The following is an 18,538-nucleotide window of genomic DNA, read 5'->3' as shown; positions in this document are numbered from 1 at the left end:
ACACAAAACCGACACCCCAACCAGAACAAAACCTTTCTCCAGCAGACCCCCCCCCCCTACCTCCTCCAGAAACTGACAGAACCCCCCCGCCTGTTCCCTCTCCGGCGGCGCCAAGCCGCCACCGGGCTGGTGGTGGGCCATAGGAGGTCGATTCGGCAGACTTCCTACGCGCTCTACGAATTAGAGCGTCGAACTCGACTGCTGCGCTTCGCCCTGGCGACCTCGCTCGCCCCGGGCGAGGGTGCCAGACACCTCTCATGCCTTTCGAGGACCGCCTTCACGATGTCGGGCCCGTGCACCATCAGGTTGTGCGGGACGCTGACCTGCCGGGCACTGGCCCACACTCCCGCGGTCGGTGCGCCGAACTGCCGCAGTTCGACCCGCTCGGCCGTGAACAGGTTCGGCTCGATGTATCTACTGCCGCCCGTGCCGCACAGGTACGTATCCGCGCTGACTGCCCGACACAGGTCCACGAGGCGCTGCGTCCGTCCGGATCCGGCGGACAGGGTGCTACTGCGTACCGCGGCTCCTGACCAGCCAAAGACACGGAGTAGTAGCAGTGTGGAGGCTTCGGCGATCTCCGCCACCCGGTCGGTACGCCTGAAGAGCGTCAGGAGCCCCAGCAGGTCCGCCGCCAGTCGAGGCCAGAAGGGGACCGTCTCCGTAATGCCGGCGAAGGACGTGTTCCACCCGGCGTACGCTGCGCGGGATTTCGACGAGGCGGTCGTCGCGGATCAGCGCCGCTCTTCCAGCCGGAAGATGCGTGGGGACGGACAGCCACGGGTCCGGTCCGGTACCGTCGACCGGCCCCAGCCGGGCCCGGAGCTGGTAGTCACGGCGGCTGAACTGGACATCGTCGAGGACCACCCAGACGTCCGCGGCGGCCTGCTTCGCGACGGTGGACAGTCGGGGGAGGAAGTCGGGCTGGTGGACAGCGCACACCACCCCGGAGGGCGGCGCCGCGTCGGCTGAGGATCTTGCTGTCGAATCCGTCGGCCAGAAGCCGCTGGTACGCACCATGGACCGTCTCCGGAACATCCTGGGCGGCGGCGAACCCGAGCCTCGGGTACTCGATCACCCTCTGGAGGTCGCCCACGAGGCTTTGCGGCATGCTCACGAGTAGCACCGACCGCGTCTCGACGCCGGCCGCCTCCAGGACCTCACGGGAGAACCGGATGTTCGGCCCGGTGTTACGGGCGCGGGGCTCCTGGTGGATCGCATGTTCGGGGACCGCGAGGGCGATGGCGTGCCCACCACGTTCTTCTCCCGCTCACTGAAGGCACCGTGCCCGCTGGAATCCAGATCGGATGCCGCGGATGCTCCTTCGCTGGTGGGTCATACCGTACTTGTCCGCCATCACCTCGGCCCTGTCCAGCAGAGCGAGCCCTTCCCTGGCGGTCCGCGCGGCCGGTCAGCAGGATGTGCCCGTGCGCGGTGGTGAGCCGCAGGTCCTGCATGGGCGCCGAACCGTTGGTGTTCGTCCTCGCCACCTCGATCAACCGGAGGGGGTAGGTCCGGCACTGCATCGGATGGTGCGTGGGAGGTCGGTCCGACCAACGTCCCATGCCCGGAGGACCGGGCCGATGGCGTCGAGGAGGCAGCCCCAGGTGGGTGGCGTCGGGAGAGGACCGTCGGGGTTCGGGGCCTGATGTCGGTGCGGAGCCGTTCCTCCTCGTGGCCCGGGAATGCCGCCGGGGCCATCGGAGTGCCACGGTTCCCCGTGCCCGCCGCGGCGGGCACGGGGAACCGTGGCATCAATGAGCGCCGCGGCGGAACCGGCGCTGTGCGGGAGGCGAACGATCATGCACGCGCCTTCTCAAAACGCGAACGCTTCCTGGACGGGCTCTGCCGACGGGGCGAACTCCACGGAGTAGACCGGGTGCTCGTCCACCCCGAGCACGCGCATCAGCTCGATCGTCGGGATCCGGTAGCGCCCACCCACGCGCAGCACGGGGCACGGGAAGGCGCGACGCTGGAGCAGCCGGTAGACGGTGCCGGGGCAGACGTTGAGTGCGCGGGCGGCCGTTCGCACGTCGACCACGGTCGGGAGGTCGAACATCTCTACGAAGCGGAGAGGGTCTCGGGGGGTCAGGCTCACCGGGTCCTCCCGGTGTGGTGCATAGGCGCGGGCTGCGGTGCCCGGGCCCCGTGCTCACCGCCGCGCGGGACGGCTCCACCTGTGAGGCGACGCAAAGCCTCCTTGCCCAGACGGTTCACCGGAAGGGTGATACGCAGTGGCGTGCGCAAGCCGTCGGGCCCGTCCGGGCGGCTGAGCTCCACTTCCATGCCGCGTTGCCGCTTCGGGAGCTCGGGCTCGTTGTAAGGGATCAGCTGGGAGTCATTCCCGTGGTTCTCCAGGAACGCGGATGAGGTTTCCTTGAGGCCGGCGCGCGCGAACCGCCACGCACTGTTGCGCGCAGCCTTCATCAATTCGTCAGCGAGCGGCAGTGCCCCGGGGTCAGCGGTTCGCAGTTCGGCGAGGAGTGCGAGCGTCATCTCCGCCTCGGCGTCGGCTCGGTCCACGCGCAGCCGCTTGCAGATGCGGAAGGCGGTGGAGGAGAGCCGGGGCGCTGCCAGCCAGATCAGCAGGAGCTGGTGGCTGTCCGACGCCCCGGAGCCGGCGGCCGCCGCCAGCACGGCCTCCCGCCAGATCGCGGCGGCCAGCTCGGGTTCCCTGTCCGGCCCGTAGAGGGCCTCGCGGGCATCGTCGGGAGTGAGGGAGATCGATTGTCCGTCGGTATCGGCCGGCGGCACCGTCAACCGCACGTCCCCCTGAACCCGAGGATCGGCGAAGTGCCTTTCTACGGCAGCGAATACGCTGCTGGAACCGGCATCCTTCATGGCTGTCCTTTCTTGGTCACCGAGCGTGATGGAAGCTGGAAGAGAGGGGAGGGCCCACTTGGAGGGGCACGGGCGAGCAATTCGGGCATATCGGGAATGCGCCCCATGCGCCCCACTTTTAGACGGGCTTGCTGAGCCTTGGGTGTACCGCGTACTACGCGGACTCGCCCGGGGGTGCCCGGACTCGGCCGGCCCGCGGGGTGGCCCGCCAAGCGCGGGCACCCCGCGGGCCTGGAGGTTCAGTCGGCGACGGGCGGCGGCGTCTCCGGATCGACCTCGGGCAGGTCCGGGGTGACCTCCGGCTGTGCCGCCCCGGTCGAGCGACGCCTGGTGGACGGGTAGTCGGAGGAACGCTTGCGGCGGACCGGACGGCGGTTGCGCTGGCGCTTGCTCATGAACTCGCTTTCTTTCATGGGTAGTTGAGTCACCATCGGATCTTCTGGTCGGCGACGGATGTAATCGTGCCCGGAAGTCGAGTGCCGCGAAGGATTCGGATCTGAGGAATATCTGAGGCGGAACTGAGGGGGCGTAAAAGAGCGAAGTCGCGTGGATCGGGTGCCGAGTGTGCAGAATTCGACGGGTGGAGCGGATACAGCTGTCGTCGCCGTGCGGCGAAGAGGGGACGGGTGTGGACGGGCGCGTGCTTGGCGTGATCAACCTTGAAGTTCCGGGCGCCAAAAGGATCTTCGGCCCGACGAAGCCGGCGGCCCTGTTCGGACTGCTGGTCACGTCACCGGACTGCCGGCGCAGCCTCAACGAGGTCTTCGGGTATCTGTGGCCGGGGCAGAAGTTCGACCGACGGCTGGTCGACCGGGCGATGGCCGACCTGCGGCGGGTCCTGGGGGAGGAATGCGTGCCGCGCACCAGCTCCGGCTTCTGCATCCTCCGCGTGCCGCACCAGAGTGTGGACTACCTTCGGTTCCTCGAAGCGCTGCAGCGGGCCGAGCGGCTTCCCTGGCCGGAGCAGGTCGAGGTGCTGACCGGTGCACTGTCGGAGTTCTCGGAGGAGGAGCCGCTCCGGGGGCTGCCCGGCCAGGGGTTCGCCATGCTCAGGCTGAAGTTGCACGAGACCCGGCTGACTGCTGTCCGGCGGCAGCTCGAAGCGGCATGGCACGCGCAGGACGGGAAGCTGCTGAGCAGCGAGGCCGAGCGGTGGTACCAGCGCCTGCCCGATGAGGCCTGGCCGCTTCGCTACTACCTGCTTGCCCGCGGCCCGGAACTGCCGCGGACGGAACTGGAGGAGATCGTCAATAAGTGGAAGAACCGGTTCGGGAGCCCGGACGCTGCTCTGCAGCGGATCATCGGCTGGGCCAGAGGTGATGCGTCCAGCCCGTCGACCACGGCGCTGTCGCCGGTGCCGGACCAGTTGCCGGCGCCCGGACGGCGGGCCCTCGGCCGAAACACGTTGATCCGGTCGCTGGTGGAGTTCGTGCGGGAGCGTCAGGCGTCCGGGCGCGGGACGGTGATCGTGATCAGTGGCATGGCAGGCATCGGAAAGACCACCGTGGCCCTGCAGCTCGCGCAGCGACTGCGGGACCGGTTTCCCGACGGCGTGCTGTACGCCGAGCTGCGTGGGTTCGCCGGCGACGACACGCCGCCGGTCGACCCGGAGCACGTGCTCGACCGGTTCCTGCCGGAGCTGCCGCCGTACTCTTCGGCGGCCGGGCTGGACGAGAAGGCCACCGCGCTGCGGTCGGCCCTCGCCCATCGGTCGGTCCTTGTCCTGCTCGATGACGCACGTGACGCTCGGCAGGTTCTGCCGCTGCTCCCGGGTGCCGGCACCAGTACGGTGATCATCACGAGTCGGAGCAGTCTCCGTGACCTGCGGGCCAAGCACGATGTCCGACTCTGTTCCGTCGAGAGGCTGGATGACGAGGCGGCCATGGCGTTGCTCCAGGAGCGGGTCGCTCCTCAGGACAGGGCGACTCACGCGCAGGCGTTCGACGATCTCGTGAAGTCCTGCGCCGGCCATCCCCTGGCCCTCACTGTGATTGCCGGGCGATTGGAGGGGCGTCCGCTCAGGGCGATCGTCGGCCTGGCGAAGGAACTCAAGGAGGAACAGAGGAGACTGGACGTCCTGGACGACCCGCAGAGTGAACTCTCCGTCGAGACGGCACTGAACCTTTCGGTCAGGGCGCTGTCCGAAGAAGCCAGTCGCCTGCTCTGGCAGCTCGCGATTCATCCCGGCCCCAGCATCGGCTGGGACGCGGTGATGGATCTCGGCGTGGTCGGAGAAGCGATCCGCGCGGACCGGGCCGTCGAGGAACTGGTCGCGGCGAACCTCGCGGAACTGCGCGCCGACCGTTACCGCCTGCACGACCTGGTCAGGAACTTCGCCCACTACCGTGTCCAACCGGTGGCCTCCGGTCCGCACCAGGAGTTCGAGGAGGCGACGGTGCGGCAGATCCTGGAGCACCAGCTGCAGAACGTCCAGGCCTGCGACCGGCTCCTCGACCGGGGACGAACGCTTCCGGTCGGGGAGCCGGACGCCGTCACGGTGGTCGAGCCCGAGACTCTGGACCAAGCCATGGCGTTGCTGGACGCGGAGTACGACACGGTTCGCAGCTGCATCGGACTCGCGACCGCGCGAGGTATGGCGCGCTACATCTGGCTGTTACCGATGGCGCTGATGACCTACCAGTGGCGTCGCCACCACCTCACGGCAGCGCTGGACGGACTCGTCGACGCCCGGGAGGTCGTGGAGGAGGAGGGAGTGGCCACGCTCGTTGACCGGGCGATGGTATACCGGATGCTGGCGGGAACCAACTGGCGACGCGCCGAGTACCACCTCGCCGCGGGGCAACTGCGCAGGGCCGTGCTGCTGAGCTCCCAGGACGACGGCGCGGCCGGTCGGCTGAGCCTAGCCCGTTCCCTGCACGCCCTCGCACTCACTCTGCGCAAGCAGCAGCAGTTGGAGGAGGCCGAGGAGCACCACCGTACGGCCCTGGGCCTGTACCGGGAACTCGCGGATACGGTCGGAGAAGCCGCCGCGCTCAACGGCATCGGTACGATCCACCTCGATCGCGGCGAGCTGGTCGAGGCCCTTGCCGTCTGCTGCGGAGCGCGTCGGGTCGTCGAGCAAGCCTCGGACGAGGCCGGCCTGGCCGACGTGCTGTACACCCTCGCCAAGATCCACCTCGCCAGGCAGGAGCGCCGATTGGCGATCCCGCTGTTCCAGGAGGCCGGCGAGATGTACCGGAGGCAGGAGCACTGGCCGAACGAGGAGAAGGTGCTGTCGATCTACGCCGACGTCCTGGTGGCGGCCGGGCGCAGGGAGGAGGCGGTGGCAGTGCTGGAACGGGTGGTCATGTTGAGGGAGTGCATGGGGGGCGCCGGCGTCCCGGAGGCGCGCCGGCGCATAGAGCCACTGCGATGACTGGAACCGCTCACCACCGGTGCCTGAAAGATCGGTAGTACTCCGCGGGGTCCGGCCGCAAGGGCTTGCGCGGAGCCGGGGAGCGGAACGGAGGCACGAGGCTGCGAAGCCCCTCGTACACCTCTCGGACCGTGGCCGGACGGTTCTCCGGCTTGAGCTCGACCATGGCGAGGGCCAGCTCGGCGAAGGCTTCGGGAATCGCGTCGATCCGATCGCGGGGCAGTACCACCGGGTTCGGCGCTTCGATGCCGCTGCGGGTGCCGTCGTACGGGAGTCGCATGACGGTCATCTCCAGCAGGATGCAGCCCAACGAGAAGATGTCGGCCTGTGCCGTCACGCCGTCGTCCCTCGGGCGGAGTTGCTCAGGGGCCGCGTACCCCATGGTCCCGCAGGCTGACTCGGTCCCTTTCCGGGCACTCGTGGCCAGCCCCAGATCGAGGAGCCGAAGCCGGCCGGAGTGCTCCACCATCACATTGTCTGGTTTGACGTCCCGGTGCACGAAGTCGCGCCGGTGGACGTCGCCCAGGACCTCGCAGAGCTGACCGATGACGGAGGCCACGGTGGCGGTCTCGCGGACCGGACGGAAATCGGAGACCACGTCGGACAGCGGCACGCCGTCCACGTACTCCATGACGAGACACCTTCGGTCGCCGAGCCACCCGGTCGCGATCAACTTCGGGATGCCCGGCACCTTCGACAGCTCGGAGGTATGAGTTCCCTCCGTGGTGAGTTCTTTGCCTGAATCGGTGAAACAGCCGGTTGATTCGAACCCGCGCTCCTTCTGGGCCTTGATCGCCACCTTCTCCCCGGTCATCCGGTCCCTGGCGGTATAGAGGTCACCCTGTCCGGTGTCGAAGCTGATCTGGTCCAACACTTCGTAACGCCGCTCGATGTCGCCGAGATCGTCGAGCTTGTCCGTCATGGCAACTCCTCTGGTCGGGCGTTGGCGTCCCACCGCACGTTTGCTGCGACCGAGTCGGCAACAAGTGCCGACTCCTTTTTCAGGAGGAATGAATGATCGATCCGTGGTTGCCGCCTGACGGTGTCCGTCGGGCCTTTGACGTCATCACAGTATCCGTCGGAATGTTCAAGGGGGGCGGCTTTCGCTGTCCGGCGGCGGATGCCCTCAAAGCGCGGGGATACCGGCCACTCGAGCGTATCGAACAAACGCGTGAATCATTGGAGCATTTCACATTCGGCCCCTTCATGGCCGCCTGTGACGCGCATGCCAGCGACGGAAGGCCGGCAGGACCGGAGGCCAAGCCGGAGCGGCCACTGCACGACGGTCTGCGGCAATGGTCCGCGCATGGGCTGGAGAGGTATCGGACGGCCTTTCCGTCGGACCGGGACGAGCCCTCCCTGAACGAGGTCACCGAACCGTGGATCTACCGCTACCGCCCGCGTGACGACGATCCGTGGCAGGCGCAGGAGTACAGGCTGACGGTGTGGGGCCGGCGTCTGCAGTCCGCCGACGGCAGGACACGCGAACTCCGACTGCCGGTCAACAGACTGCGGACGGACGAACCGCCCGTGGGCTTCGTGGCCGCGGCGGCACTGGTGCTTGCGGAGGCCCGGCCCGGCCCCGTGCCGGAGCGTGTGCGGATCGTGGAGTTCCCGCTGCTGGACGGTCCGCCGCGCACCTTGTTCGACGGGAGCGCGGAGGAAGCCCGGGCCCTGTACCGGGCCAGCGGCCGCGCGGCACTCGCCTCCGTGCTGAATGGCCAGGAGTACCGCCCGGGCTCCGCTTGTGTCGAGTGCCCGTTCCTCGCGGTCTGCCCGGCCCTGCAGCGCGCACCGAAGCTGCTGGGAGCCGAACCGGCCGGGAGGCCTCGGCGCAGTTGGTCGGTCACCAACGGTCGCAACTATCGGATCTGTCCGGCCCGGGACCACCTGCGTCGGCTCCACCTGCCGGCTGCGGACGCCGTCGAGCACGATCCGGCCGCCGAACGCGGCCGGGCGCTGCATTCCTACCTGGCCCAGTGCCACGGTGCCGGGTCCGCGCGCCCGTGCACGGTGGACGTGCCCGAATCGTGGGTGCCACCCGGATACGACCTCCCGGCGGACGAGCGCGCACTCGGTATCCGGTTGCTGCGCCGGCATGCCGCGGTCTGCCCGTTGAGGCTCGTACGGGACGGCGCCGATGTGCGGACCGAACCCCGGGTGGTGCGTCACGACACCACGGCTGACGTCATCGTCATCGCCGCACCTGACCTGCTCTACCGGGACGCCGGCTCCTGGGTGTGGCGAGAGACCAAGACGTCGTCGTACCGCCATGGTGCGAATCGCTCGCTACTGGAGCGGTTCCCGCAACTGGCCCTCGCGACCCTGCTGTTGGCCCGCGGTGACCTGGGCGGATCGCCGGACCGGGCGAGGATCGAACTGGAGGTGCTGCGACCGGGCGGAGCGGACCTGGAAGTGATCGATCCCTTCGCTGCCGGTACTCGCGGCGAGGCGGAGCGGATCGTGCGGGATCTGGTGGACGGGTGGCTCCAGGACGACCACTACCCGGCGCGTCCCGGCAACGCGTGCACGCGCTGCGAGATGGCGCGCTGGTGTTCGAAGTCGGCTGCTCGGCAGGTGGCATGATGACTACCGAAGATGCCGCCGTGTACCGGCAGCTCGCCTCGATGATCGCCTCATCGAGTGAGCTGGGCAGCCTCCGCTCGTTCACGCTGCCGTATCCGACGCTCGTGCAATGGTCGCTCGACCGAATGGTTCTGCGCTGTCTCGACCTGGGCGAAGAGCCGCCGTTCAGCGTCCCCGGGCTGCTGGAGTGGTGCCGCCGCCGTCCGGCAGGGGACCGGGTCTTCGGAGTGCCCGCCGGTCTGCTCGACGCCGACGCGACGCTGGTCCACCCGGTAGGGCTGATGCCCACCCGTACCTGTCTGGAACTCACCTCCCATGAGCAGCGAGGGGGAGTGGAGCAGGAGGCCCGGGCCCTGCTGGCCGATCTGGCAGGGCGCTGCAAGGACACCGAACAGTACTCCCGAAGCCGGCAGTTCCTGGCCCAGCACGTCGTGGTCCGTCGGCAGGACCGGTTCGGCCGGGGGTGGAGCAAGGCGGTCTGGACACGGGTGCGGGACCTGTACCAGCCGGTGCCCGAATCCCTGGTGGTCTCGGGGAAGTTCCTGCGCTGTGGTACCTGCCGGCTGCCGGCTTTGATCGGCGGACGTCGGGCCCCGGAGTACGGGGCACCGATCGCAGGACCGCAGACATGGTGCGAGGGAGAGCTCTGCCCGGGGGGAGAGCGGATGGAACTGATCCGCGATCCGGAGCGGGTGCTGCTGCTGCGGAGGCCGTTGCGCGCGTTCCTCGCGCTTCCGTTCGCCGTCGAGCGTGCGGGCCTGGCGAACCTGGCGGCCCTCGGGATCGGGTGCGAGGTGATGCCGAGGGAGCTCGGCGCGTACCGGTTGCGGGGCCCGGGGTTGAGGGTTCACTCGGCCCAGTTCTACGACCGCGTCCAACCGGTGCTACTGGCCGGCCGTTGTGCCGAGTCGGCAGGCCGTCTGCCGGGGCCGGCTGTGGTGGTCGTTCCCGAGCGGTCGGCCGGGTCCGTCGACTTCCGCAGGGCGTTCGAGGCGGCACTCCCCGAAGAACTGAGGGCGCGAGTCCTGCTCTGCGGCCCGCAGGACCTGGCGCGACAGATCCACGAACACCTCACTGACGATCGGGAGGATGCCCATGCGTAGCCTGACTTCACCTCTGCACGGACTGGTCAGCGAGCTTCAACAGTTCGCCGGGGAGCGAATGCGCGGGCCCGCCGCGGAGTACTTCTGCCAGATCGAGCTCGGCCTGTACCTCCAGCAGCGCCTGATGCCGGACGCCCCGGCAGCGCACGCCTGGGTGCTCTTCAGCGGGTACGGCTTCGCGAAGGCGTACCTCGCCGAGCTGCCCGAGGGCGCGGAGCGGACCCTACGGGTCGCCCGCTACTCGCTCTGGGCCCTGGGTCGGAGCCGGACCTGGCGGGAAGCCCTGGAGCACTACCAGCGCATCGACCCTGCGCTTCGCGGCTACGAGGTACGGGACCCCGAGCGGCCGTCCGCGCAGCGCGAGGTCGAGATCGGGAGGCAACGCTGGCAGGTCTTCGACGGTCTGTTGCGAACGGCGCCGCCACTGGCGGGCTCTCGGCAGAAGGCGGCTGGTCCCGGCCGCTTCGGTTTCCCGGTCAGCCGTGCGATGGCAGTGGTCGAACTGCCCGAGGTACCCAAGGGTCCGATGGTCGCCCACGACGTGGACCTCTCCCCGGCCGGCGGCGGCGAGCGCCTGACCTTCCGTATGGAGGACCTGAGGCGCACCGCTGCGGAGATGGACGCCATCCATGCGCGGCGTGGATCCGGGAAGGCGCCGGAATGGGAGCGGCGGCTCCGGAACTTCGAACTGTCCACCGCGGAGGCCGGCACGTTCCGGGCGGCCTCCGAGTTCACAGTGGACGGCATTCAGCACCTGCTCGGCATCGTCGGAGCGGGCAAGAGCACGCTGCGCGACGTGATCGCGGTTCACCTTGCCCGACTGGGGAAGCGGACCACGGTCGCGGTGCCCGACGTCGCCGAAGTCCTGAAGCTGGTCGAGCTGTACAACCTGTACATCGACGGCGCGGCGGCTCCCGTGCTCGGCGCCAACGGGCGCGAACGTCATGCGCAGGGACTGCACCGCAGATGGGCGGGGCGGGGCGAGCAACGGCTCCTGGCCCACGACGACCCGGCCTTCGCCTACCTGGGAACGTCGTGCATCCTGAACACCAGGCTCAACGGAACTGCCGGGGAGCCCCTGGCCTTCGGCGAGGCCCCCTGCTCCCGGTTGCGCCCCCCGACCCTGTCCAGGCGCGGCCCAGAGCGTTCACTGAGGCCGGAATGGCAGAAGCAGACGCTCGCCTGCCCCTACTGGTCCGTCTGTCCGCGGCACCACGCGTCCCGGGTGCTGGTCGATGCGCTCATCTGGGTGGCGACGCTGCCCAGCCTGATCGATTCCGCTCCGCCGCGTCCGCAGAACGGGGAGCGCATCCGCTACCTCGAACTCGCGTGCCGACGGAGTGACCTGGTGATCATCGACGAAGCTGACCGGGTGCAGATGCAGTTGGACCAGATCTTCGCCCCGGCCGTGCTGCTCGCCGCGGACGAGAAGCGTGGGTTCATCGACTGGCTCAACGGGCACAAGATCCGCGAGCTCGCGGCCAGCGGCCGGACCCAGCTCTCCGACCGGGACGTGGCAGTCTTCTGCGGCGCGCTCAACACCGCCGTGGCGGCCACGGACAAGCTGCACACCATGCTCGTCGCTCAGTATCGGTTGCGCCAGTGGGTGCGCTTCGGTTTCTTCAGCGCCTGGACCCTTCAACTCGGTCTGCTCGAAGAGCGTTATCCACTCGATGAGGGCGACGGAGCGGAACAGTCCGGCCAGACCCAGAGAAAGGCCCTGGGGGACCTCTTCGACGCGTTCCGGGACAATCCCTTCGGCGACCGCACACGACACACCGAGGAGGACTTTGCCGATCTCACGGCTTTGCTCAACGAGCTCCTGAACACCGGGAATCCGGAGAAGACCAGGGAACTGCTACTGAAGGTGATGGAGGAGCGCTTCCGACTCGACGAGGACTTCAGGGCCAGGCACCGGGAGCAGTACGAGGAGCGCCTGACGAATTGGCAGGAGGAGGCCGCGGAGCGCAAGCGAAGGAACCAGAACCGCAAGAAGGCCGCCGACGGACCGCCGCCGCCACAGACCCCCGAGCAGTGGTTCGAGGAGCTGGCCGACCGGTTTGAGTTCACGTTGCTCCTGAGCGCTCTCGAACGGCGACTCGCAGTCATCAACACCATGTGGCCCCGGGTCCAGGCGGCGCTCAGCCTGAGCTTCAACGACATGTACCGCAGGCCATTCGACTACGGACCGATGGTTCCCGAAGCGCCGATGGGAAACGTGCTGGGCTTCCAGTTCCGGGTCCCCGGGGAGGACTGCGAAGGCGTGCGCAGTGGCGACCTGCTCTTTTTCCGGTGCAGTGGCGTCGGACGGGAACTCCTGCGGGCGATGCCCGGACTGTCTTCGGTCGATGGCCGGCCGGGCGCCCATGTGCTCCTGATGTCCGGCAGCAGTTGGGCGGGCAGGTCCAGCCGGTACCACGTCGCGGTGCCCGTCGGCGTGATCATCGAGCCGGAGCCGACGGTGATGGAACGGATCGCCGACGAGAGCGAGATGCGTTTCGAGTTCATCGAGGACGGTGACGAGAGGATGCGGATCTCCGGGACCGTCCCCGAGGACCGGCCGGCCAAACTGCGGCGCCTGGTCGGTTGGCTCGGTGCCGGGGCCGACGAGGCGGAGAACGGTGGGCCGCTGGAAGAGGAACTGATGTCGCTGCCGCCGGGACGCGATCAGATCCTGCTGCTGGTCGGCAGCTACGAGGAGGCCCGAGTGGTCGCCGATGCCCTGCACAACCTCAACCGCCGCTGGCGGGACCGGGTGTTGTGCCTGGTCTCGGACGACCAGGAGATCGACGAGGACGACGAGGCCCCGTTCGCGCACCGGGCGCGAGTCCTGAGGCGAGGGGATGTTGAGCACCTCAAGGACCTGCGGGCGGATGTGCTGGTCGCACCGCTGCTGGCTGTCGAACGTGGCCACAACATCCTCAACGACGACGCGGTGGCGGCGATCGGGGCCGTCTACTTCCTCGCCCGGCCCAACCCGCACCCCGATGACCTTTCCCTCGCGGTGCACGCTGTCAACGACTGGATCGTGCGGGCGCAGCAGGACGGTGACTTCGCACGTTGGGTGGCAGCAGGTGCGACGATCGAGGCGGGTGCCGAGGAGGTGCGCCGTCGCGCGAGGTCGTGCTGGTACCGACTGCTGCGCCGGTCGACGGCCTGGAGCCGTCTGGGCGACGACCGGGAACAGATCACCTGGGACATCCTGGTGCTGATGTGGCAGGTGATCGGCCGCCTGGTCCGCGGTGGAGTGCCGGCCCGTGTGGTCCTCGTCGACGCGGCCTTCGCGCCCGGCCGTGCCGCCAATCCTCCGGTCGCGGACACCCGGGAGACCAGCCTCCTGTACAGCATCCTCGACGTGCTCAACCCCTATTTCGAGGACGGTGCACGGCCCGAGAACGAGCAATTCATCGCACGCGCCCTCTATGCGCCGCTGCGGAGCATGCTCGGTCGCTGTCTGGAAGGGGCCTCGCTCGCGGCGTGACCCGTGAGCCGCACTCCCGATCAGTAGAGAAAGGACACCGATGTACCAAACGATCCGTGCCGTGGCATACGAACCGGACCCCGCACACGGGGCATGGCAGGAACACCTGCAGGTGCTTCGACTCGGCGACGATCTCCACGCCGAGCTCGTCCGCCGTCGGCGGCAGGCCTGTGGTCAGGACGGTCAGGTCGGCCTTCCTGTGTACCGGCTCAACTCCCTGCTGCGGGCAACCGTTCCTGGCGTTCTCGCCACCGGGCGCAACGCCGGCGTCGACGGTCGGCTGCCGTGGCTGTACGCCCGGGAGACCGTGCCGCAGGAGGTTCTGGCACCGGTGCTCGGCGCCTGGGCCGCCGGGCTGGCCGGCCCCGACGACGGTGACGAAGACGACCTGGAGGGAGAGTTGCTCGCCGATCCCGCGGTTGCCGCGGTGTCGCTCCCGACCTGGGAGGCCGAGCGCGTGGACCTCACCGAGACCGTGACCTCGGCAGGGGGGACCGCGGAGCCCCTGCAACGGCTCTACAACCTGCTCCCGGAAGCCGTCGCCTTCCGTCTCTCCGGCAGTCCGTACCGGACTCGTGACGCCTCACTGGACTTCCGCGTCGTGAGCTCGGGAAACGGCGTCGAACTGGTCTCCTGGCCGCCGCGGCAGTACGAGCGCCGTGGACGGACCTGGTACTACTCGGCCTGTCTGACCATCACGGTGCAGACCGTGCCGTTCGCCCCGCGGTTCCGCGTGCACGTTGCCACAGGCGTGCGTCGGTGGGCCACCTGTCTCGAAGTGGCGCCCCGCGCGCTCAGCGGTGCGACGGTGCTGCTCGATGCCCCGCTACCGTGGCCCGAGAGCCAGGGGCACGGCTACCGGATTGCCGAGAACACCCTGGGATTCGACCGGCAGGCCAAGCAACTTGTCTGGCGTCGGCGCAGCCCCGCACTACTGCTGCCCGAGCTGGACATCGTCCGGCAGTACCCGGAGCCGGCCGAGCTGTTCGACTCACCCGAGAAGTGGTTGCGCGGACAGCGCGGACTGGCCGCCGGAATCGTCTACCACCCGGTGCTCGGCCCGCACGAGGTCGGCCCCGGACTCATGCCGCGGGAACGGTCCGAGCTGGCCGCTTGGGTGGAGGAGCGGTTGCGGCCGGTGCTTCGCCGGGTGGGCGACCTCGCTCGGGTCACCCGACACAACACTCCCTCGTTGCTACCGCGTTCGGTCAAGGCGACCGAGCCGGACACCCGAGAGGCTCAGAAGGCCATGCTGCGTCGGACAGCCCTCGTCCGCGCACTCGACGGCCGTCCGCTGGAGGTCGAGATCGTCTGGCAGACGCCGCAGACCAGGGACGCCCTGCTCGCGGCCTTGCCGGGCGTCATCGGGCTGCCTCCGGGGAGCGGGGTCGGTACGGATGACAGCCGGCAGTGGCAGGTCGACGGAATCCAGCTCACGGTTCGGACCCGCCCTGCCGAAGGGCTGGCCCAGGCCCTGCCGATCTCCGGGAACCGGAAGCGGCGTCGCGCCGTCCGGCTGGCCGAGGCGATCGCCGATCGCTGCGCACTGGTGGCCGGCTCGGCCGGTTCACCATCGGCCGACGTCGGCATCGTGATCGCCGAAATCGCGGGGAAGGACCGGTTCGCGGCCGCACCGGACTCGGACCCCAAGCATGCGCTGCGGCTCGCCTGGGCCCGCCAAGGGCGCCTGGTCCAATTCGTCAACCTGCCGGGCGACGACGGAGCCGGCCTGGAGCACCGGGCGAAGTGGACCTGGCTGGACGCGTTCCGCCAACTCGGCGCGATCAGCCCGCCCGCGCACCGCGTGGGATCCGGAATTCCGGGGAACCTCCAATATGCCGCGCTCTGGATGGTCCGCTACACCAGGAAGGGACCGACCCGGTGTCCGGTCCGCCGGATCGTGGCCGTGCGGATGAGGCCCGGCGCCGAGGCCGGATCCGTGGAGGGCTGGGACGCCGAGCGAGCCGAGTGGGTGCCGTACCCGCAGTTGCTGCTGGCACTCGCCAACTCTTCCCACGAGGCCACGGCGCAGACCGGGGAGACTGATCGGGAGGGCGGTGACCAGGGTACCGAGCGGCAGTGGCAGGCCGAGGCGGAGCGCCAGATCCGCGAGGTGCTCTTCCAGCTCCGTGAGCGGCCGACGCTGCTACTGGCCAGCGCCGGAAATCTCCGCCAGTGCTGGCCGCGGTTGCGCAACGGTGCGCTGATTCGCGACATGCTGGGATTCGGGAACGGGCCGGACCAGCGGATCACTGCCTACGGGCCCGACCTGCGAGTGGTGCTCGTACGGGACGCCAATGGACGGGGCGAGGTGGCCGACTGGTACGCGCACGAGTCGTCCGAGAAGGTCGGCTTCTCGGAGGGGGTCTGGGCGTCCGACGCTCCGGACAACCGGGTCTTCGCCAGCACGGCCAGTAGGCCGCACACGGCGGCAGGCGTGTCGAAGGACCTGATGAAGCTGGTCCCGACCGCCGAGTGCCGAACCGCGCCCGGAAAGGCCGCCTGGAATCCGGTGTTGCTGGAGATGACGGTGCTCGGCTGTCTGTCGGAGGAAGCCCTGGCGGATTCCGGACGGGCCGGCAGTACAGCGGACCGCCCGGCCGAGTGGGCCACCCTGTCCCACCAGCTTCGCTACCACGATGACTACCCGCCCCTGGCGCGCCCGCTCCCGCTCCACCTCGCGCGCCTGGCCGGAGAGTACGTCCTGCCACTCGCCACGGACGATGAGGGGGCGTCGTAGACCGCCACGAAGCGGGTCTGCTGATTCCGCCACCGAACGGCTGCGGGGGCGACGATGACACGGCGATGCCGACGGCAGCCGGGGACCTGCCGCCGGACCGTCGCAACACCGCTCCGCAGACCAGGGCTCGTTACGACTATCGGGACGAGGTCATCGCCCTCACGATCCTGCGTCATCTGGCGTCGGACCTGGCGGGGGTGCTGATCGAGCACTCGACGGACCTCGTCCTGATCCCTGACCGCGGCCGGCCCGAATTGGTGTCGATCAAGCACCGCGAGCCGCACCATCGGACCGACAGCGGCTGGACCTGGAGCGCGCTGGCGAAGGACGCCGTCCTTGCCGGCCTTTACACCGCCTGGGCCGACTCCGGTCGATCCTGCACGACCGCCTTCCTGAGCAGTGCGGGGATGAGCGGTCCGGCCCAGGACCTGTGGAAGGCGTGCAACGGATCGAGCCGGGAAGCCGGGCGCACGGTCGCTCGGCGAGTCGCGGGGATGCTCAAGCTCGCCGAGTGCGAGGCCGCGGAGTTCCGCTCATCCTTCCGGTTGCCGCAACACCCGCTGCCTCGGCGCAATGAGATCTCGGACGTCGGCGTGTGGCGAACGGCCGGCTACCTGAGCGCACATCATCGCGACGCCCGCCATGCCGACCAGTGTTAACGCGCCCTGGTGGAGCGGATCCGCCAAGCGGGGCACGGACCTGCCGGAGTCGCGTGCGGCGAGGTTGCGCCGGGTGACGGCAACGGTCCGCGAATGCACTGAGCGGAAGAGCTTGATCACCCGGCATGATCGATACCTGAGTGCGGAGGAGATCCGTGCGGTGCTGCTGGAAACGGCGGATGCCCTCGGTGCGCCCGGACTGTCGGTCCTACCGGATCCGGGGTGGGTCACCGATCCGATGTTCACCAGCCGAGCCGCCGAGCTCGACGAACTGACGCGGTTGCTGGCCCCCGGGACGGCCGAGCCGGTCGCACCCGTTGTCATCCACGGTCTGTCGGGTACCGGGAAGACGAGTTTGGCGGTGCACTTCGCGGCGACTATGGCAGGGCGACATCTCATACCCGTGGTGATCGACGGTAATACCAGGGCCGGCCTGATCGCCGGTCTGGAGCACCTGCACGGCGGGACTCGGCCGGCATCCGGTGTGGACCTACCGATGGGGCCCGCTGCGGCGGCCCTGCCCGGGGGCCTGACACCCTGCTCATCATCGACGGCGTGGCCGATCCGGAGGCAGTCAGGGGGCTCGTGCCGCGTCGCTCCGTGTGCCGGGTCGTCATCACCAGCACGAGCAACAACCTCGATGAGGGTTTCCAGAAGGTGTTGCTCACGGTCTGGCCCCGGCAGGAGTCGAGGGATTTCCTCCGGAGGTCCCTGCCCGAGTCCCGGGCAGAGGACGGCGAGCGATTGGCGGAGGCGCTCGGTGATCGCCCGCTTGCGCTGGCCCAGGCGGTGAACTACTGCCAGTCGGTGGGGATCGGGGTGTCGGAGTTCCTGGAGCGTCTGACCCTGGACCCCCTCGGGGTCATGGGCCGGGGACAGGTGAGCGGGCACCCACGGACAGTGGTGAGGACCGTGCAACTGGCGCTCCGGGAAGCGGAGCGCCGTGACGCACTGGCGCTTCGACTGCTGGACATCACTTCGTACTTCGGGAGCGAGCCGTTCCCGCTTCATATCTTCGACACAGCATCGATAAGGCCTTTCGTCACCGAGCGGCATACGGTCCGGCGCGGGCTGCTGCGACGCCGGAGGGACGTGTCCGTCGCGGAGTGGGGACCGATCTCCGACGAGCGCGGCTTGTCGGCGAGAGCCGAACTCGAGAGCCCCGTCAGAAGGGACGGGGCAGTGGCCGTATTGGCCGGGTTGGGACTGATCGGAGTCGACCGTGGCCATGTGAGCGTCCACCCGATCGTCCGACGGGTGGTCCAGGGCGCGCACGATGACGCCCGACCGTGGATCGAGACGGCTGTCGGTCTGTGTGCCGGCTCCTGGCAGGGAAACAGCACGGAAACACGGCCAGCGCTTCCACACCGTCGTCGGGCACGCGCAGGCGGCCCTGGGGCATGCACGCGACGTCGGGTTCGACGGGCCTGCGGTGATTGCCCTGGGTATGGAGCTGGCGCTCAAGCTCTGTGACGTGAAGGGTGCCGAAGGAGGACTGCCCCTCGCGCGTCAGTCCTATGACCTGACGCAGTCCGCTCACCGTCGGGGACTCGCCGATGCGGCGATGCATCTCGCTTCCCGGGCTGTCTACGCCAGGGCTCTGGTGATCTCCGGAGACCAGGACACCGCCGTCACGGTCATTCGCGAGAACGTCGTCCTCGCGTCGGAACGAGGGAGGCCAGGGGACGCGCGTGACTCCTACGCGTGGCTGGGACAGGTCGCGGACTGGTTCTCGTTCGTCCCGCTGGCGGA

12 protein-coding genes and 1 pseudogene are annotated in these 18,538 nt (G+C 69.0%); 7 read left to right on the top strand and 6 right to left on the bottom strand.

From position 1 onward, the window contains the following. Positions 1–173: 173 nt before the first annotated feature. From ACZ7C5_RS08690 to ACZ7C5_RS08670, 5 genes and pseudogenes are all read right to left on the bottom strand, one after another. Positions 174–668, bottom strand: a complete 495-nt coding sequence (locus tag ACZ7C5_RS08690; RefSeq protein ID WP_470322321.1) for a WbqC family protein — start codon at positions 666–668, stop codon at positions 174–176. 46 nt (positions 669–714) lie between these two features. Further along, positions 715–1,020 (bottom strand): annotated as a pseudogene (locus tag ACZ7C5_RS08685) (WbqC family protein); the annotation flags it as partial. 796 nt (positions 1,021–1,816) lie between these two features. Continuing rightward, a complete protein-coding gene (locus ACZ7C5_RS08680) occupies positions 1,817–2,059 on the bottom strand; it encodes a helix-turn-helix domain-containing protein (RefSeq protein WP_470322295.1) in 243 nt (80 codons plus the stop codon). A gap of 35 nt (positions 2,060–2,094) precedes the next feature. Next, on the bottom strand, positions 2,095–2,841 hold the full coding sequence (locus tag ACZ7C5_RS08675; protein ID WP_470322294.1) for a hypothetical protein: 747 nt from the start codon (positions 2,839–2,841) through the stop codon (positions 2,095–2,097). Between the two features lie 239 nt (positions 2,842–3,080). Further along, the gene (locus ACZ7C5_RS08670) at positions 3,081–3,236 is read right to left on the bottom strand and encodes a hypothetical protein (RefSeq protein WP_470322293.1); all 156 of its coding nucleotides are present in this window, start codon (positions 3,234–3,236) and stop codon (positions 3,081–3,083) included. Positions 3,237–3,421: 185 nt separating this feature from the next. On the opposite strand from ACZ7C5_RS08670, the gene ACZ7C5_RS08665 reads away from it, so the two are divergent. Beyond that, on the top strand, positions 3,422–6,217 hold the full coding sequence (locus ACZ7C5_RS08665; protein WP_470322292.1) for an AfsR/SARP family transcriptional regulator: 2,796 nt from the start codon (positions 3,422–3,424) through the stop codon (positions 6,215–6,217). Between the two features lie 10 nt (positions 6,218–6,227). On the opposite strand, the gene ACZ7C5_RS08660 is transcribed toward ACZ7C5_RS08665, so the two are convergent. Then, positions 6,228–7,139 carry a serine/threonine-protein kinase gene (locus ACZ7C5_RS08660; protein WP_470322291.1) on the bottom strand — a complete coding sequence of 304 codons (912 nt, stop codon included), beginning with the start codon at positions 7,137–7,139 and terminating at the stop codon, positions 6,228–6,230. A 92-nt stretch (positions 7,140–7,231) separates the two neighbouring features. Between ACZ7C5_RS08660 and ACZ7C5_RS08655 the strand changes: the two genes are divergently transcribed. From ACZ7C5_RS08655 to ACZ7C5_RS08630, 6 genes are all read left to right on the top strand, one after another. Continuing rightward, positions 7,232–8,803: a PD-(D/E)XK nuclease family protein gene (locus ACZ7C5_RS08655; RefSeq protein WP_470322290.1), complete on the top strand. Its 1,572-nt coding sequence runs from the start codon at positions 7,232–7,234 to the stop codon at positions 8,801–8,803. After that, complete coding sequence (locus tag ACZ7C5_RS08650; protein ID WP_470322289.1) at positions 8,803–9,906, top strand: pPIWI_RE_Y domain-containing protein; 1,104 nt, start codon at positions 8,803–8,805, stop codon at positions 9,904–9,906. Before ACZ7C5_RS08655 ends, ACZ7C5_RS08650 begins: the two co-directional genes overlap by 1 nt. Continuing rightward, positions 9,899–13,387, top strand: coding sequence for a pPIWI_RE_Z domain-containing protein (locus ACZ7C5_RS08645; protein ID WP_470322288.1), 3,489 nt, complete (start codon positions 9,899–9,901; stop codon positions 13,385–13,387). The genes ACZ7C5_RS08650 and ACZ7C5_RS08645 overlap by 8 nt, the downstream gene beginning before the upstream one ends. A gap of 61 nt (positions 13,388–13,448) precedes the next feature. Continuing rightward, a complete protein-coding gene (locus ACZ7C5_RS08640; RefSeq protein ID WP_470322287.1) occupies positions 13,449–16,127 on the top strand; it encodes a pPIWI_RE module domain-containing protein in 2,679 nt (892 codons plus the stop codon). A gap of 65 nt (positions 16,128–16,192) precedes the next feature. After that, positions 16,193–16,786 (top strand): hypothetical protein, encoded by a 594-nt coding sequence (locus ACZ7C5_RS08635; RefSeq protein ID WP_470322286.1) that lies wholly within the window; start codon positions 16,193–16,195, stop codon positions 16,784–16,786. Between the two features lie 555 nt (positions 16,787–17,341). Beyond that, positions 17,342–18,259 (top strand): hypothetical protein, encoded by a 918-nt coding sequence (locus tag ACZ7C5_RS08630; protein WP_470322285.1) that lies wholly within the window; start codon positions 17,342–17,344, stop codon positions 18,257–18,259. The last annotated feature ends 279 nt before the right edge of the window (positions 18,260–18,538 follow it).

It is taken from the genome of Kitasatospora sp. NPDC036993 (assembly GCF_055607525.1).
The sequence above is the reverse complement of the archived record's forward strand: the minus strand, read 5'-3'. Positions and strand labels throughout refer to the sequence as shown.

What these genes read in the sequence shown, in the direction of transcription:
- ACZ7C5_RS08650 (WP_470322289.1), top strand. Translation starts at nt 8,803, where the DNA reads ATGACTACCGAAGATGCCGCCGTGTACCGGCAGCTCGCCTCGATGATC.
- ACZ7C5_RS08680 (WP_470322295.1), bottom strand. Translation starts at nt 2,059, where the DNA reads ATGTTCGACCTCCCGACCGTGGTCGACGTGCGAACGGCCGCCCGCGCA.
- ACZ7C5_RS08645 (WP_470322288.1), top strand. Translation starts at nt 9,899, where the DNA reads ATGCGTAGCCTGACTTCACCTCTGCACGGACTGGTCAGCGAGCTTCAA.
- ACZ7C5_RS08635 (WP_470322286.1), top strand. Translation starts at nt 16,193, where the DNA reads ATGCCGACGGCAGCCGGGGACCTGCCGCCGGACCGTCGCAACACCGCT.
- ACZ7C5_RS08670 (WP_470322293.1), bottom strand. Translation starts at nt 3,236, where the DNA reads ATGAGCAAGCGCCAGCGCAACCGCCGTCCGGTCCGCCGCAAGCGTTCC.
- ACZ7C5_RS08655 (WP_470322290.1), top strand. Translation starts at nt 7,232, where the DNA reads ATGATCGATCCGTGGTTGCCGCCTGACGGTGTCCGTCGGGCCTTTGAC.
- ACZ7C5_RS08660 (WP_470322291.1), bottom strand. Translation starts at nt 7,139, where the DNA reads ATGACGGACAAGCTCGACGATCTCGGCGACATCGAGCGGCGTTACGAA.
- ACZ7C5_RS08675 (WP_470322294.1), bottom strand. Translation starts at nt 2,841, where the DNA reads ATGAAGGATGCCGGTTCCAGCAGCGTATTCGCTGCCGTAGAAAGGCAC.